The following is a 14,410-nucleotide window of genomic DNA, read 5'->3' as shown; positions in this document are numbered from 1 at the left end:
GAGATGGAGTTTTTACGATGCCTCTCCAGCAGGATTCTCTCTGCGGAACCTGCCTAACGCCAAACATGATGCGCTCGTTTGAGATCCTCGTCGCCAGCGACGAAATTGCGCCCGCTTTCGATCCCGAATCGACCAACCCTTCGCCGCATCCCAAAAGACGTCGGGGTGCACGCGAGGTGCTCGACATCTTCATCGGCGGAGTGAACGTGACCGCCCGCGTGGCAGACCGGCAAGCGCCGGCCGTGCTGCGCGATCTCGGATTGTCACTCGCCCGACTCGCCCGGCAGCGTCGCGGGAAAATCTTGGTGCGCTTCTACGATGATCCGTGGGAGCTTTGCGTGGAGCGCATGGGCAAGGTGGCCGCGCTCAGCGTCTACCGAACGGGCGCCGACCCGTTCGTGGTCGCCTACGACGAACGCGCGAGCTTCGCCGAGATCCACGCACGCGTCCGCGAGGCCGTGAAGAAGGCCGTGGAGCGCGGCTCCGCCCCCGCAGCCGTCGCTGTCGAGCTGCGTGCGGCGGAAGCGGCCCTCGATGCCGTCGATCCCGAGGACCTGACCCTCGAGGACGAGCCCCTTTCGGCGCTCACGCCGGTCAGCGTGGAGGTCGAGCGCGACTTCCCCGTGGCCCTTGGCACCGAGTTCATTCTGCGGAAATTCAGCGACGCCGAGGAAGACGCCGCCCCCGTCGAACGCGCCGATCTGCACGCGCTCCTCTTTCGCGGACGCATTCGCGCCGAGGTGCGCGGGCGCGCCGTCGATCTCGGCGAAGGGCACCCCTTCCTCTTCGCCGAGCGCCTTCTCGCCATGTCGACCGATGCGCTGCAGGCGTGGGAGCACGGGCAACCGCAGTACGTGCGCGCGGAGGCGGGCGGCGTGCTCATTGCCATTCGCCTCTCCACCGATGGCGATGCCGCGCTGACCTTGGGCTCGGCCACGCGTGCGCCGGAGCAGAGCTTCACCTTCCCCGCCCTCTCCGTCTCCGACTTGGTCGAGGCATCCCTCGCCTTCGGGCGCGCCCTGTCCCGCGCCGTGTTGCGCCGGGACCGTGCACAATGCACGAACTTGCGGCTCAGCGCCTTCCGCCGCCAGCTCCGCGAGACCGCCGATTGCCTGCGCGACGTCTGCCGCGACGACGCCAAGACGAACCCCACCCCCGAGCCGTACCGGGCTTTCGTCGCCGCCTCGCGTCCTTCGCGATCGCCCGAAGTGCAGGGCACCTCGCAGGCCCCGCCGGCACGACTGCGTTACAGCGAACGATGGCGCGCCCTCGTGCCGGGCATCGACCTGCGCGCGACGTTCCTCTGCGGCGACCGGGTCATCGCCTCGGCGGCCGCGGAGACGTTTTGCCTCGATCGCACCACCGGCAGCGTGCTGTGGCGCGTCCCCACCACGCGCGCAACCAGCGTGGTCACCCCGGGCGGGCTCGCGCGCATCTCCGGCGACGGAGACATTCGCGTGCACGACTTCGGCAATGGCGAGGTCACCATGCGCACGCAGATCGATCCGCGCCTCGGTGCACCGCCCGCGGGCGCGGTGGTGAGCCTCCCCGGCCTTCCGCGGCTGCTCATCGTCACCGAGGGCGAGCGGCATCTGTCGGCCATCGATCTGACCAACGGCGAGCCGCGCTGGCGATTCACGTGGGGACGCGGTGGTGCGCTTCGCATGCGGCGTGCGGGCCGGCTCCTCTACATCGCGAGCGGCGACAGCGCCCTCACGGCCGTCGACGTGCAGTCGGGCAGCGTCGTCTGGCGCGTGCGCAACCGTCTTCGCTTCCGCGCGAGCCCCACCCTCGATCACGACGTGCTCATGGCCGTCGCCGGCGGGGCCAATTCGGCGGCGGAGCTCTTGGCCATCGATCCGTACTCGGGCCACGTGCGCTTTCAGTGCCCCATTGCTCCGTCCGCTGCCACCGTGGAAGGAGCTCCGCTGATCGCGGGCCGGGTTGTCGCTTGCGCCGTGCGCATGCGCCACGGGTTGCGTCTTGCCGCGTTTTGCCGCGAGACCGGGCGCGAGCTCTGGAAAAGCGAGGGATCCGTAGCCCCCGTGGGGACGTCTTGGCTCGCCGTCGACGGGCTCTTCATCGGAAATTGCCCCACCGGCGAACTCGTCGCGGTGGAGGCCGAGTCCGGTGCGCTTCGCTACCGCCACGTGCTCGGTCGCATGGTCGACTCCGACGTACCGCGCCGCCTCGAACCGGTGCTTCGCTCGGGGGCGCTCTTCGTCCCGCACACCGACGTGCATGTCTTTCGACCGCACGACGGCACCGAGATCGCGACCATCGGGCCCTGCGACGCCATCCCGGATCTTCTGCGCGTGGACGAGCAGTGCAACGTCTACGTCGCCGAGGAAAGCGGGCACCTCGTCTCCTTCGCCGTCGGTCCACGCCTCACGTTGGTCAAAGGCTAAACCAGAGCTAAACCAGAGAAGGTACGTCGGTTGCAGCCTCCTGAATCGAGGAGGCAAACATGAAACGAACCCTTCTTATCGCTATGGCTTCGCTGCTTGCCGTTTCCGGCGCGATGAGCGCGGCATGTGACAACAAGTCCGCTCAATCGGAGCAGGACAAGGCATCCGAGGCCAAGCGCGAAGCGGAGCAGAAAATCGACCAAACGCGGCGCGAATCGACGACGAAGATCACCTCCGCGCAGCTCGAGGCCGAGAAGAAAGTCGCCGAGGCGAATGCGAACTTCGTGAAGCTACGCGCCGAGACGCTGCAGAAGGTTCAAAGCGACGCCACCGACATCAACAAGCGCATCGACCAGCTCGAAAACGATGGCCGCAAGCGCACGGGCGCGGCCAAGGCTCAATTGGATCAGAAGCTCCAAGACATTCGCGCCAAGCGCGATGCCTACCAATCGAGCATGGACGGCCTCGAGCATGCGACGTCGCAAACTTGGGACGATGCCAAGGCGCGCACGCAAAAGGCATGGGAAGACCTCAAGGCATCCGTCGACGACGCCGTGCCCATGCGCGAGCGACTGACGCCGACGACGAACCCGCGGCCCATGACGCCCTAAAGCAACGCGCGCGATCCTCGAACAGCGTCACGAATAGAAGAGGAAACCGCCAGGACGCCAAAAGAGAGGCGCCAGGATCGCCAGGTGAACCAACAATAAACTCTCATTTTTTGGGGTTTGTTGTTGGTTCAGTTGGCGATCCTGGCGTGACCTCATCGCACTTCGTGCATCAGTTTGCGGACGGGGCGCACCAGGAGGAAGAGCAGCATGGCGCCGACTGCGGAGCTGGCGACGAAGATCCCGAAGTAGTCCGTCGGGGTGACCTTGCCCCACGACTCGCCGATGCTTCCGCCGATGTATTGAGCGACGGAGTTCGACAGGAGCCACACCGCCATGAACAACGAAGCGAACCGAGTCGGCGCCAGCTTCGTCACCATGGAGTAACCCACCGGGGAGATGCACAACTCGCCGAAGGTCGCCAAAAGATAGCTCAAAAGAAGCCAGTAACCGGCCACGCGCGCGGCATCGCTTTCGCCTGCCAGGGAACGAAGCGCCCTTCGCCATTCGGAGGGCGCGCCTTCGCTCAGGAGCGCGACCCTCGCGGGCGGGTCGATCGCCTTCTTGACGGTGAGCGTCCCAGAATCCCAGGTGGCGTCGCCGGCCGCGAATGCTCCGAGCGGCGCATAGTCGGCCGGGGTGCCTTCGATTTTCCCGCTCACGGGATGCTCCGTCGATGCGCTGGACGACGCCCGAACGAAGGCTTCGACGGACTCCACGTACTTCGGATCGGAGCTCTGCTTGAGCAAGTCGTTCACCACGAACGACGGAAGGACGCCTTTCACCACGATCTCGTGCTTCTCGGCGTCGAACGACAAGCGCCCTGCGTCGAACTTCGCGAGATCGATCCCGGCCGGCACCTCGCGGACGGGGATGCGGGACACGGTGGCATTCTCCGATGCCGTCGCGCCAATCATCGCGAGCGACGAGAGGCCGATGAACACCATGGAGATGGCCATCTTCATCGGCGTCGAAGGCTCGCGGCCTACGCGATTCAGCCGCAGCCAGATCCACGCGAGCACGGGCGCGAAGATGACGATGAAGACACCGTTCACCGACTGATACAGCTCCGGCTCGAAATTGAAGAACGCCATCTTGCGCTGCGTGTGGAACGCGGCCCACAAGGTCAGCGAATTGCCGGCCTGCTCGAAGGCCATCCAAAACAAGAGCTGGAAGACGAACAAGATGAAGATGACGAGGCTCTTGTCGCGCGCGGCACCCTTGATGCGCAGCAGGTTCACGGTCATCAACACCGAGATCACCGCCACCGCCACCGGCATGAAGAGCCCCGACAAGGGCACGGTGCCGTTCACGAAGCCGAAAATGAAGTACACGGGAATGAGCATCCCGAAGAGAACCCCCATCGACATCATGAAGGCGCGCCCGATCGCGGGAGTAAGCCCCTTCGCTGCGGGCTGTGCTTCGTCGCGTTGATCTTGCCGTGCCTTCACCGACTCCCGCGACACGGTCGCGCCCTTGCCAAGCGTGTTCCCTGCCGCGAGCACGTCGCGCTCCACCTGCTTGCGGAAGCCGACGAAGATCAAAAGGCTGAACACCATGGCCACGCCCGTGGCACCGAACCCGTAGTTGAAGCCGTAGTGGGCACGCAGCCATTGGCCGCAGATGATCGGCCCCAATAGGCCTCCGAGGTTGATGCCCATGTAGAAGATGGTGAACGCACGATCGCGCCGCGCGTCCCCCGGCACGTACATGCGCCCGACCAAGGTGGTGATGTTCGGCTTGAAAAAGCCATTGCCCAGAATGAGCAGACCGAGTCCGATGTAGAAGATCGAGAGCGGCTCTTGCGTAAGGAGGAACGCCCCGATGCCCATCAGCGTGCCGCCCAACGCAATCGAGGGGCGCAGCCCGAGGTAGCGATCGGCCAAAAATCCGCCCATCAACGGCGTGAGGTAGACGAGACTCGTGTACCACTTGAACACACCGTTCGCCTCCGACGGTTGCCAACCATGGTGCTCGACCAGGAAAAGCACGAGGAGCGCGCGCATGCCGTAATAGCAAAAGCGTTCCCACATCTCGGTGCCGAACAGCACGTAGAGACCAAGCGGATGCTTCAGCGTAGCCGTGCTCTCCGCGGTGGGCGCCGAAGTTTGCGGCGAGGTTTCAGCGGGCAAGGTTACGGGGTCGGAATTGGCGATTTGACTCATTACGGGGGCGCAAACGAGAAACCGACAGAGCTTATCGTGTCAAGGGCGTAAGCTAACCGGATCATCATGGCCACCCCGTCCAATCGCCCCGACGCCGCTTTGACGCAGGGCTCCACGAGCGCCTTGCAGGACACTGCATCCCGGCCCCACGCGGTGCCCATCCCGCCGGGCGCGGATCACCCGCGCGATGACGCAGACGCTCACATGCTCTCGCGCCTCGGTTATGCGCAAGAGCTCCTGCGTGCGATGGGAGGCTTTTCGAGTTTTGCGATCAGCTTCTCCATCATCAGCATTCTCACAGGCATCATGACGACGTACGCCGTCGCGCTGGGAGGCGGCGGTCCTGCTGCGCTGGGCTACGGTTGGCCGATCGTTAGTGTGGGAACGCTGATCGTCGCCATGGCGATGGGAGAGCTCGCCAGCGCCTTCCCAACGGCCGGTGCGCTCTATCACTGGTCTGCGCTGCTCGGCGGTCCGGGCTGGGGATGGTTCACCGCCATGATGAACCTCGCCGGTCAATGCGCCATCGTGGCCGCGATCGATCTCGGATGCGCGCAGGCCATCGCGGGCACCTTGCGCCTGCCGAGCAGCATGTCCGTGCCGCTGCTCTTCGTCGTGCTGCTCTCGCATGGGCTCATCAACGCGTTTTCCGTGAAGCTCGTGGCCTGGCTCAATAGCTTCTCGGCGACGGTGCACATCGTCGGTGTGATCATCATCGTCGGTGCGCTGCTGCTCTGGGGTCGCGCCCAGCCCGTGTCGTTCCTGGGGCAGACGGGATTCACGCTGCGCGAAGATGGCAATTACACGCTCGGCTTTCTCAATGCGCTCGTGCTCGGGATGTGGACCTTCACCGGCTACGATGCCTCCGCGCACGTCAGCGAAGAGACGCACGATCCGGCGCGGCGTGCGCCGTGGGGCATCGTTTCCTCCGTCGCGGTCAGCGCGGTCGCGGGCTATGCGCTCATCGCTGGCTTGACCCTGGCCATCGTCGATCTGCCGGCCACCGCGAACGACAAAGAGCCACCGCTTTACGTGCTGCGTCACGCCTTCGGCGAGACCACGGGCGATCTCACCATGGGCCTCGCTGTCGTGGCGATGTGGTTCTGCGGGCTCTCGAGCGTCACCAGCGCCTCGCGCATGCTGTTCGCTTTTTGCCGCGACGGCGGGTTGCCCGGCTCGGCCACGTTGCGGCGGGTCAGCCCGTCCCACAAGACACCGCTGTTCGCGATCCTGGCCTCAACGCTCGGACCTTTCCTCCTGGTGCTCCTCACGTTGCCCTTCAGCGACAAAGTGTTTCTCGCCGTCGCATCGCTCGCCACGACGGGGCTTTATCTCTCGTACGCGATGCCCATCGCACTCGGCATCCATGCGCGGGCCACCGGAAAGTGGCGCCACCGTGGTCCCTGGAACCTCGGAGGTCTGGGCATCCCCATGGCCGCATGCGCCGTGGTCTGGTCGCTGGCCGTGCTCGTCATTTGCTGCCTTCCGCCCAATTGGAATGCTGCCGTGATGCTCGCTTCGGTCGTGGTGGTCATCCTCGCGCTGTATTTCGCGTTTGCGCGCACCCGATTCGCCGGTCCCCAAGTCTCGATTGTCGGGATCGAAGCGTCGTTTGACGCAAGAGGCCAATCCTAACAAATGCCTAAATGCCGGAGAGGCGGCTGCACGGGCGACCCCATCTAAGGTACTCTTCGCGGCTTAATGGCAACCGCGAATCCGCCCGTGTCCCAGACCAAGTCGTTCAGTACCATCTTCCTCATCGAGCTCTGGGAGCGCTTTGGCTATTACGGCATGCAGGCCGTGATGGTCGTGTACATGATCGAGAAGCTCGGCTTCTCGGACAGCAAGGCCAACCTGACCTGGGGAGCCTTCACGGCGTTGGTTTACGCGGCACCGGCCATCGGCGGATGGGTCGGCGACAAGATTCTAGGGTCGCGGCGCACCATGACCATGGGTGCGATCATCCTGGCCATCGGATACCTGCTGCTCTCCGTCCCGTCGGAGGACATGTACTTCCTCTACTGGGCGCTGGGCGTCATCGTCGTGGGCAATGGCTTCTTCAAAGCCAACTCCGGAAACCTCGTACGCAAGATCTACGAGGGTGACGATTCGAAGATCGATGCGGCGTTCACCATCTATTACATGGCCGTCAACATCGGCTCGACCGCGTCGATCCTGCTGACGCCGTGGATCAAGGTGCACTGGGGATGGCTCTCGGCGTTCGCGGTGTGCTGCGGTGGCCTCTTGGTGGGCTTGGTGAATTACTTTTTCATGCGCCGAACCTTGTCGCGCATCGGCTCGCCGCCGGATGACCAGCCGATTCACAAAGGCAAACTCGCCATCGTGCTCGGCGTTGGCTTCGCGACCACGTTCGTCGTGGCGATGGTGCTGCAGAACCAAGCCGTGGCCAAGGCGTGCATCTGGCTGGCCGGCATCATCGTTCTCGCGATTTTCGGTTACCTCATCGCCAAGGTGGATCGCAGCGAGCGTGCGGGCTTGCTCGCGGCGTTGGTGCTCACCGCGCAGACATTGCTCTTCTTCATCTTTTACCAGCAGATGTCCACGTCGCTCACGCTGTTCGGTGTGCGCAACGTCGATCCGAACTTCTCGATCTTCGGCGTTCACCTCTTCACGTGGATCCCGGAGCAGTTTCAGGCGCTCAATCCGATTTGGATCATGGTGGCCAGCCCCATTCTGGCTTGGGCGTACACCGCGCTGGGCAAGCGCGGAAAGGACCTGCCCATCGCCGGCAAGTTCGCGCTCGGCTTCGTGGTCGTGGCCATTGGCTTTTTCATCTATGGAATCAGCGGCAACTTCGCGGTGAACGGCATCGTGTCGTCGTGGTTCATGGTGTGGGGTTACGGCTTCTATTCGCTGGGTGAGCTCTTCGTGAGCGCGCTCGGCCTGGCCATGATCGCGCGCTACGTGCCGGCCCGCATGGGCGGGTTCATGATGGGCGCGTATTACGTGGCGACGGGCCTTTCGCAATACATGGGCAGCGTGATTGCCAACTTCGCCAGCGTGCCCGAGGACATGAAGGATCCCGTTCAGAGCTTGCCGCTCTACACGGACCTGTTCAACAAGCTGGGCTTCCTCGCCGTGGGTGGCACCTTGTTGGCCATCGTTCTTCTGCCGTTGATGAAGCGCCTCTCCGAGAGCCACCACGGGTCCAGCGCGCCAGTCAAGGATGCGGCGGCCGCGGAAGCCGCGGAGTAATCTCAGCGAGAGGGCGGGCGCGCGTAGCGAGGATCGGCCGCGGGGAACGGGATGGCGGTGTCGCGCAAGTAGAGTTCGCGCGAGTCGTAGTACGGCTCGAAGGCGTCGCCGGCTTCGGCGAAAAACGCGACACCGATGACGCCGACGTTGCGCGCACTGCCGGTCTTCGCCGCGTAGGAATCGGCCACACTGGCGAAGCGGAAGGCGGCGACGGCGTTGCTGCTCTGGCGAAAGCCATCGATGGTGAGGGTCGCGAAGGGCATGAGCACGTAACCGCGGTTGTCGAGGGTACCGGGGCGGCCGTTGATGACATCGAGGCCATCGACGGTGGCCACCGCCTCGAAGCGATGATCGGTGTGGTTCGTGAGGACGATGCTGTAGCGATCCCCGGGCTGGCCGACGACGAGGGTGCGGTCGCCGAGCTTGACGGCTTCGAGGGGATCTCCATCCTCGTCCGCGATGGAGACGGTGATGGCACCGCCGCCGGTCACGTACTCGCGACCGGAGACGCGATGAGCGACGTGAGCCGCCAGAGCATCGACACCGCGGCGATCGTTGTAATTCAAGGTGGCCATCGCGAAGGGGCGATTGCCATCGGCGCGGGAGAAGTGCACGTCCCGCACGCGGGAAACGCGCGTTTCACCCCACTCCGTGCCGAGGCCGGGTCGCACGCTCGGGGGACGCGCCATCGGCTCGGGTGCGGGCGCGCGTTGCTCGACCGCACCGCGGGCGGCGGGATCGGGCCCGATGCTCTTCGACGTGTACGATTTGGGCGCATACGCCGGCGAATCCGGCGCGGCCGAAGGACTGACTCCGTACTCGGCCTCGGATTCCACGGCCCTCGCCGGTGGACTCGAGTGCCGCTCCCCACCACAAGCGCCGAGTGATACGAGAACGAGACAAACGACGACCCGCAGCCAACGCGTGGACATGGAAGAACCCTCCGATGCTGCGGAAACGGAGGGCGCGGCGAAACCTTACACAGCATAATGCGAAGGATGCGCGCCTTCGTTGCGCTCGACCTGGACCCGGCCACGCGGGCCCGTTTTGCCGAGCCACTCGCAACCCTGCGGCAGTCACGTTCCGTGCGGTGCGTGGATCCCGAGCGGATGCACCTCACCGTGAAATTCCTGGGCGATATTTCCGAGGAGCAGGCCTCCGCCGTCGCGCAGGCGTTGCAATTTCTGGAAGCGCAGGCCGGCCCCCGCATTCACCAGGCCACCTTCACGGGCTTTCCGCAACTGCGGCGTGCCCGCGTTCTTGCCTTCGAGCTCGCCGATGATGGCACGTGCGCCCATCTCGCCTCCCTCGTCGAGACGGCGCTCGAGCCGCTCGGCTTTCCCCGCGAAGGGCGCCTCTTTCGCCCGCACGTCACACTCGCGCGCTGCCGGCAACCCATCGATGCCCTCACCTTTCGCGATTTCAGCGTTGCGCCCATCGCGCTGGAGGCCACCTGGACCGAGCTCACGCTCTACCGGAGCCACCTCACGCCGCCTCCGCCTCGTTACGAACCGATCCATCGTGTCTCGCTCGGTGCCCCTCGCCTCGCGCCGCCCTCGCACTAGACTCGTCACCATGGCCCGACCCATCCTTGCCGTCCGTCCCCTTGGTTTCCCTTGGGAGACGCCGGATCCGTTTCTCTTTTGTGTCCACCACCGCGACGCATACCCCGCGGGCAACGAGCACCTGGGGCCGGCGGCGTCGCTCGCCGGGCGCAACCTTGGTCAGGACTTCGAGATCAAGGACGGCTGGCGCATGTACCACGGGAACGTGGTGCCGGGTTTTCCGCAGCATCCGCACCGTGGGTTCGAGACGGTCACCATCGTGCGGCATGGCTACGTCGATCATTCCGATTCGCTTGGCGCCACCGCGCGCTTCGGTCCGGGCGACGTGCAATGGCTCACCGCAGGCGAGGGCGTGGTGCACTCGGAGATGTTCCCGCTGATCCATCGGGACGCGCCGAACACCCTGGAGCTGTTCCAAATTTGGTTGAACCTCCCGGGCGAGGACAAGCTCGCACCCCCGCATTTCTCCATGCTGTGGAACAACGACGTGCCGCACGCGAACTTCGTCGACGGTGCAGGTCGAACGACGGACGTCACGTTGGTTGCGGGCTCCCTCGATGGCAAGCGCCCTCCGCCCCCGCCTGCGCGCTCCTGGGCCGCTCGCCCCGATACGGACGTGGCCATCTGGTGCATCCGCATGGACGCGCACGCGGCGTGGACTTTGCCGCACGCGACCCATCCTGCGGCGGTGCGGCAGCTCTATTTCTTCCGCGGCGATGCCTTGCGTGTCGCAGACGACGCCATCGATCAGCACGCGGCCATTCGCCTCGACGCGAGCGCCGACGTTTCGCTGGTCGCCGGCAAGACGGAGTGCGAAATGCTCCTTCTGCAAGGCCGCCCCATCGCCGAGCCGGTGGTGCAGTATGGCCCCTTCGTCATGAACACGCGCGCGGAAATCGAGCGGGCCATCCGCGACTACCAGCGCACCCAATTCGGTGGATGGCCCTGGCCCAAAGACGATCCCGTGCACGAGCGCGACGCAGGCCGATTCGCACGCCATATCGACGGCCGCATCGAAAAACCAGTCAGGGACTACCCCTGAAGGGGGGGGTGCATGGATTCGCGAATCGCGAATGCCCCGTAGCCCCCTTAGCAACCGTGTCCCGGAATACGGCCAGCTCCGTGAAGAAGAAATCGCCAGGACGCCAAAAAGAGAGACGCCAGGATCGCCAGGGGAACCAACGATGAACCCTTATTTGATTTATTGGCGTCGGCGCCCGCCCCCAGGCTAATCGAGGCTGAGAAGCACGCTTTTCATGTGCGGCTCGCCGCCCGCGGCGACGGGAAACTCGCGCGGCAGGGCCAGATCTTTCATCTGGCGCACCTGGCGCCGCGCGGTCTCCGCGCCCTTTGCCACGAGCTTGCGGAAACGGCCCGGCGAAATGCCGCGGTGGTTCGTGCACGCCAAAATGCGCCCGCCGCGATCCAGCACGGCAAGCGCATTGGCGACGAGCTCCGGGTAGTCGTCCGCCGCGACGAAACGGCGGTTGCGCGTCTTCGAGTAGCTCGGCGGATCCAAAATGATCAAATCGTACTTCTGCCCCCGGCGCGCCATGCGCGCGAGCCATGCGAACGAATCCTCCGCGTGGAAAGTGTGTGCATCGCTCGGGAGTAGCCCCAGGTGCAGCATGTTGGCGCGCCCGCGCTCGAGCGCCACCATCGACGCGTCCACGCTCGCCGTCGAGAGCGCGCCGCCCAACGCAGCCGCCACGCTGAAGGCACACGTGTACGAGAACAGATTCGCCACGCGCAGCCCACCCGAAAGACCGCGTACGCGCGCGCGGTTCTCGCGTTGGTCGAGAAAAATGCCCGTCGACAGACCGTCGCCCAGCCGCACGAGGTAGGAGATACCGTTCTCCAGAACGGCGAACTCCTCCGGCGCCGCCGAGCCTCGCACAGGCTCGCGCGGGGCGAGATCGTCGCGACGTGTGTCGACCAAGGTGTTCGCCTGCCGCGGACGGCGCTTCACGTACACGCCGTCGAAGCCCAACGCCGCCAGCCGGTCGAGCAGGCGATCGCGAAACGACGGACCGTCGTGCTCATCTGACATGTGAAACTCCGCCACCAGGTGATTGCCGTAGGCATCCACCACGAGGCCCGGAAGGCCATCGCCTTCCCCGTGCACCAAGCGGAACGCCGTATCGCCCTCGCTGTGCCCCAGGATGTACCGCCGCAAAATGGCCCGATCCAGCGCGCTCGCCACCACGCGTCCATCGCGGGGCATTTCCTCGCGGGAGGCCCCCCCGGCGAGCCACGCGTCGAAGTCGTGCGGCGCCTGCGTCGCATAGGTCACCCGCTTCTTCGACACCGGGTGCACGAAGGAAATCGCTTGCGCATGCAACAAAAGCCGCGGCGCATACTCCCCGCCGTAAAGCACGTCGCCCGCGATGGGCGCGCCCGCGTGCGCGAGCTGCACCCTCGCCTGGTGCATGCGCCCCGTCTCCAGCACCAGCTCGAGCAGGGCGCGCGGGCCGTTGCGCTTTTTCACCTGCACGTGCGTCACGGCGAGCTTCGGCTTCTTGTCCTTCTCCGAAACGAGCTTCTCGCGCAGGGTGACGCGGTCCTTGCCCTTCGGCCAACCCGTCACGCACGCGATGTACCGCTTTTCGACGTGGCGCCCTTCGAATTGCCCGGCAAGCGCGGCGTTGTGCTCGCGCGCGCGCGTAAAGACCATCACGCCCGACGTATCTTGGTCGAGCCGCTGGTGCACGCCGAGGTACGGCTCGCCAAAGGCTTTGAGCCGCGTCACCACGTCGTCGGGGTGCGCGGGATCGGCCGCTTGGCTGGGAATGCCTGCGGGCTTGTCGATCACCAGGAGCGCATCATCACGATGCACGACCCAGTCGTCGCGAAAATGGGGAAAAATTGTTCCGACGTCCACGTCAATGGTCCGGCTCGATGCCTGTCTCTTTGTGGTCGACCTGCCCGGGCGGCGCGTGACCATACACCCGCTCGAGGCGATCCAGACCGCGTTTGTGCAGCACCAAGGTGACCTGCTCGGTCGAAACCACGTCCCCACATTGCACACGCACCGTCACGGGCAGCTTGTAGCAGCGCGGAGCATCGATGAAGCGCACGCGACGAGGCGCCCGGTCGAGCACCGGCACCTGCTTCACGGCATCGTCCAGGCGCGCGAACAGCGGCGAAAAATCGTAACGAAACACGTGCTTGATGCGCCGCACGCCCGACGCACCGAGCCCGGGCTGGGGCGAAACCGTGCCCTTGTGCATGTAGCGCAGCAGCGTGCCCACCAACGAGGCGCCGCTCTCGGGGTTGAGCGGATCGGGCCGGCGGCTGGTCACCTGATCGAACGACTCGCGCGCGCTGACGATGACGTCGCGCTTGGGCAGCCGGCGCGCCGGCGCACGGTAGCGAGCAACCCGCTGCGCGTAGAAGCGGTGCACGTTGCCGGCGATCCAGGCGCGGCCAAACTCCTTGATGCGGTCCTTCACCGCGTAGACCAGCCCGGCGAACACGGCGACCATCACGATGCCCGAGCCCACTTGGCTCTCCGTCGTGGGCCGATGGTTCACCAAGGCAATCTGCCAGGCGAAGGCCCACGTGGAGGCCACCACCGCCACGAACGCCGCCACCCAATGATGGATGCGGTCCGCCACCTGGTAGATCTCGGCCTCGAGAAAGAGCACTTCCTGGAAGTGCTTTTTCAGCTGGCTCGCGCGATCGAGGTACTGCTCCAAGGTGGCCAGCGACATGGGGTCGGCGTTCACGTAGCCTTTGCTGGCGCGGTACGACAGCTCCTGCCCTAGGGCATCGGCCACCTTGGTCCCCACGGCGCTGACCACCGCCGGAAACGCCTCGAGGCGCGGCGAATCCGACTCGAGCAAGGTCTCCAGCGCGCGCACGATGCCCGCGAGCAACTCGAGCAGACGCACGCTCGCGTATTCGTCGACGAGGGTGCGCTCGCGCACGAGCTCCTGCGCTTCCCCCGCAGCGGGGATCGTCAGCTTTTTCCGCGCATCGACCACCATGGCCAGCGCAGCATCGACCCAAATCGAAAGCGTGGCCTCGAGCTCCTCGATGGGCTCGGCCCCCGAGAGCGAAATGGCGAACCGGCAATGACGCGCGAAGCCGTCACTCGCACGCGCGAGGCGATTGGCGAGGGCCACGGCGCCGCGGCGCAGCGAATCGATGGTGACCACATCGGGCACGCGGATGGTCTCGGCCGGACCATCGAGCCGCGTGAACGACTGCAGCTGGTCCCACGGTGCGTGGCGCGCAAAGGCGTTCGACGGGATGTCCAGCTCGACGTCGATGACGTAGTGGACTTCGTCACGTTCAGGCAGCGGGAGAGAGACGCTCCACTCGAGGCGGGTAGCGTCGTGGATGCCTACGCGCACCTCGACGTCGGGACTCGCGGTTTCGAGCTCTGCGGTCGCGGATCTTGCCGCGGGTTCTGCAAGCGCACTTGCTGGCGATGCTGCCATCTC

General features: G+C 65.4%; 10 protein-coding genes. 6 read left to right on the top strand and 4 right to left on the bottom strand.

The window, feature by feature from the left end:
* The first annotated feature begins 65 nt into the window (after positions 1 to 65).
* Both LZC95_11415 and LZC95_11410 read left to right on the top strand, forming a co-directional pair.
* Positions 66 to 2,408, top strand: coding sequence for a PQQ-like beta-propeller repeat protein (locus LZC95_11415; GenBank protein WXA97442.1), 2,343 nt, complete (start codon positions 66 to 68; stop codon positions 2,406 to 2,408).
* A 59-nt stretch (positions 2,409 to 2,467) separates the two neighbouring features.
* A complete protein-coding gene (locus LZC95_11410; GenBank protein ID WXA97441.1) occupies positions 2,468 to 3,019 on the top strand; it encodes a hypothetical protein in 552 nt (183 codons plus the stop codon).
* Positions 3,020 to 3,171: 152 nt separating this feature from the next.
* Here the strand turns inward: LZC95_11410 and LZC95_11405 are convergent, their stop codons facing one another.
* On the bottom strand, positions 3,172 to 5,181 hold the full coding sequence (locus tag LZC95_11405) for a peptide MFS transporter (GenBank protein ID WXA97440.1): 2,010 nt from the start codon (positions 5,179 to 5,181) through the stop codon (positions 3,172 to 3,174).
* Positions 5,182 to 5,247: 66 nt separating this feature from the next.
* On the opposite strand from LZC95_11405, the gene LZC95_11400 reads away from it, so the two are divergent.
* Both LZC95_11400 and LZC95_11395 read left to right on the top strand, forming a co-directional pair.
* Positions 5,248 to 6,816, top strand: a complete 1,569-nt coding sequence (locus tag LZC95_11400; GenBank protein ID WXA97439.1) for an amino acid permease — start codon at positions 5,248 to 5,250, stop codon at positions 6,814 to 6,816.
* A 66-nt stretch (positions 6,817 to 6,882) separates the two neighbouring features.
* Positions 6,883 to 8,397, top strand: coding sequence for an oligopeptide:H+ symporter (locus tag LZC95_11395; protein ID WXA97438.1), 1,515 nt, complete (start codon positions 6,883 to 6,885; stop codon positions 8,395 to 8,397).
* 2 nt (positions 8,398 to 8,399) lie between these two features.
* On the opposite strand, the gene LZC95_11390 is transcribed toward LZC95_11395, so the two are convergent.
* The gene (locus tag LZC95_11390; GenBank protein WXA97437.1) at positions 8,400 to 9,329 is read right to left on the bottom strand and encodes a hypothetical protein; all 930 of its coding nucleotides are present in this window, start codon (positions 9,327 to 9,329) and stop codon (positions 8,400 to 8,402) included.
* Between the two features lie 66 nt (positions 9,330 to 9,395).
* Here LZC95_11390 and thpR point away from each other — a divergent pair, with 66 nt between their 5' ends.
* The gene (gene thpR, locus LZC95_11385) at positions 9,396 to 9,962 is read left to right on the top strand and encodes an RNA 2',3'-cyclic phosphodiesterase (protein ID WXA97436.1); all 567 of its coding nucleotides are present in this window, start codon (positions 9,396 to 9,398) and stop codon (positions 9,960 to 9,962) included.
* Positions 9,963 to 9,972: 10 nt separating this feature from the next.
* Positions 9,973 to 11,004, top strand: coding sequence for a pirin family protein (locus LZC95_11380; GenBank protein ID WXA97435.1), 1,032 nt, complete (start codon positions 9,973 to 9,975; stop codon positions 11,002 to 11,004).
* Between the two features lie 186 nt (positions 11,005 to 11,190).
* On the opposite strand, the gene LZC95_11375 is transcribed toward LZC95_11380, so the two are convergent.
* Both LZC95_11375 and LZC95_11370 read right to left on the bottom strand, forming a co-directional pair.
* Positions 11,191 to 12,843: a class I SAM-dependent methyltransferase gene (locus tag LZC95_11375; GenBank protein ID WXA97434.1), complete on the bottom strand. Its 1,653-nt coding sequence runs from the start codon at positions 12,841 to 12,843 to the stop codon at positions 11,191 to 11,193.
* A gap of 1 nt (position 12,844) precedes the next feature.
* Positions 12,845 to 14,407 (bottom strand): hypothetical protein, encoded by a 1,563-nt coding sequence (locus LZC95_11370; protein ID WXA97433.1) that lies wholly within the window; start codon positions 14,405 to 14,407, stop codon positions 12,845 to 12,847.
* Positions 14,408 to 14,410: the final 3 nt, after the last annotated feature.

Source organism: Sorangiineae bacterium MSr12523 (assembly GCA_037157775.1).
In the GTDB taxonomy this organism is placed as follows: Bacteria; Myxococcota_A; Polyangia; order Polyangiales; family Polyangiaceae; genus Pendulispora; species Pendulispora brunnea.
The sequence above is the reverse complement of the archived record's forward strand: the minus strand, read 5'-3'. Positions and strand labels throughout refer to the sequence as shown.

Bases quoted from the DNA above. Each gene is read 5' to 3' on its own strand.
- LZC95_11415 (WXA97442.1), top strand. From the start codon at position 66: ATGATGCGCTCGTTTGAGATCCTCGTCGCCAGCGACGAAATTGCGCCC.
- LZC95_11410 (WXA97441.1), top strand. From the start codon at position 2,468: ATGAAACGAACCCTTCTTATCGCTATGGCTTCGCTGCTTGCCGTTTCC.
- LZC95_11405 (WXA97440.1), bottom strand. From the start codon at position 5,181: ATGAGTCAAATCGCCAATTCCGACCCCGTAACCTTGCCCGCTGAAACC.
- LZC95_11400 (WXA97439.1), top strand. From the start codon at position 5,248: ATGGCCACCCCGTCCAATCGCCCCGACGCCGCTTTGACGCAGGGCTCC.
- LZC95_11395 (WXA97438.1), top strand. From the start codon at position 6,883: ATGGCAACCGCGAATCCGCCCGTGTCCCAGACCAAGTCGTTCAGTACC.
- LZC95_11390 (WXA97437.1), bottom strand. From the start codon at position 9,329: ATGTCCACGCGTTGGCTGCGGGTCGTCGTTTGTCTCGTTCTCGTATCA.
- thpR (WXA97436.1), top strand. From the start codon at position 9,396: ATGCGCGCCTTCGTTGCGCTCGACCTGGACCCGGCCACGCGGGCCCGT.
- LZC95_11380 (WXA97435.1), top strand. From the start codon at position 9,973: ATGGCCCGACCCATCCTTGCCGTCCGTCCCCTTGGTTTCCCTTGGGAG.
- LZC95_11370 (WXA97433.1), bottom strand. From the start codon at position 14,407: ATGGCAGCATCGCCAGCAAGTGCGCTTGCAGAACCCGCGGCAAGATCC.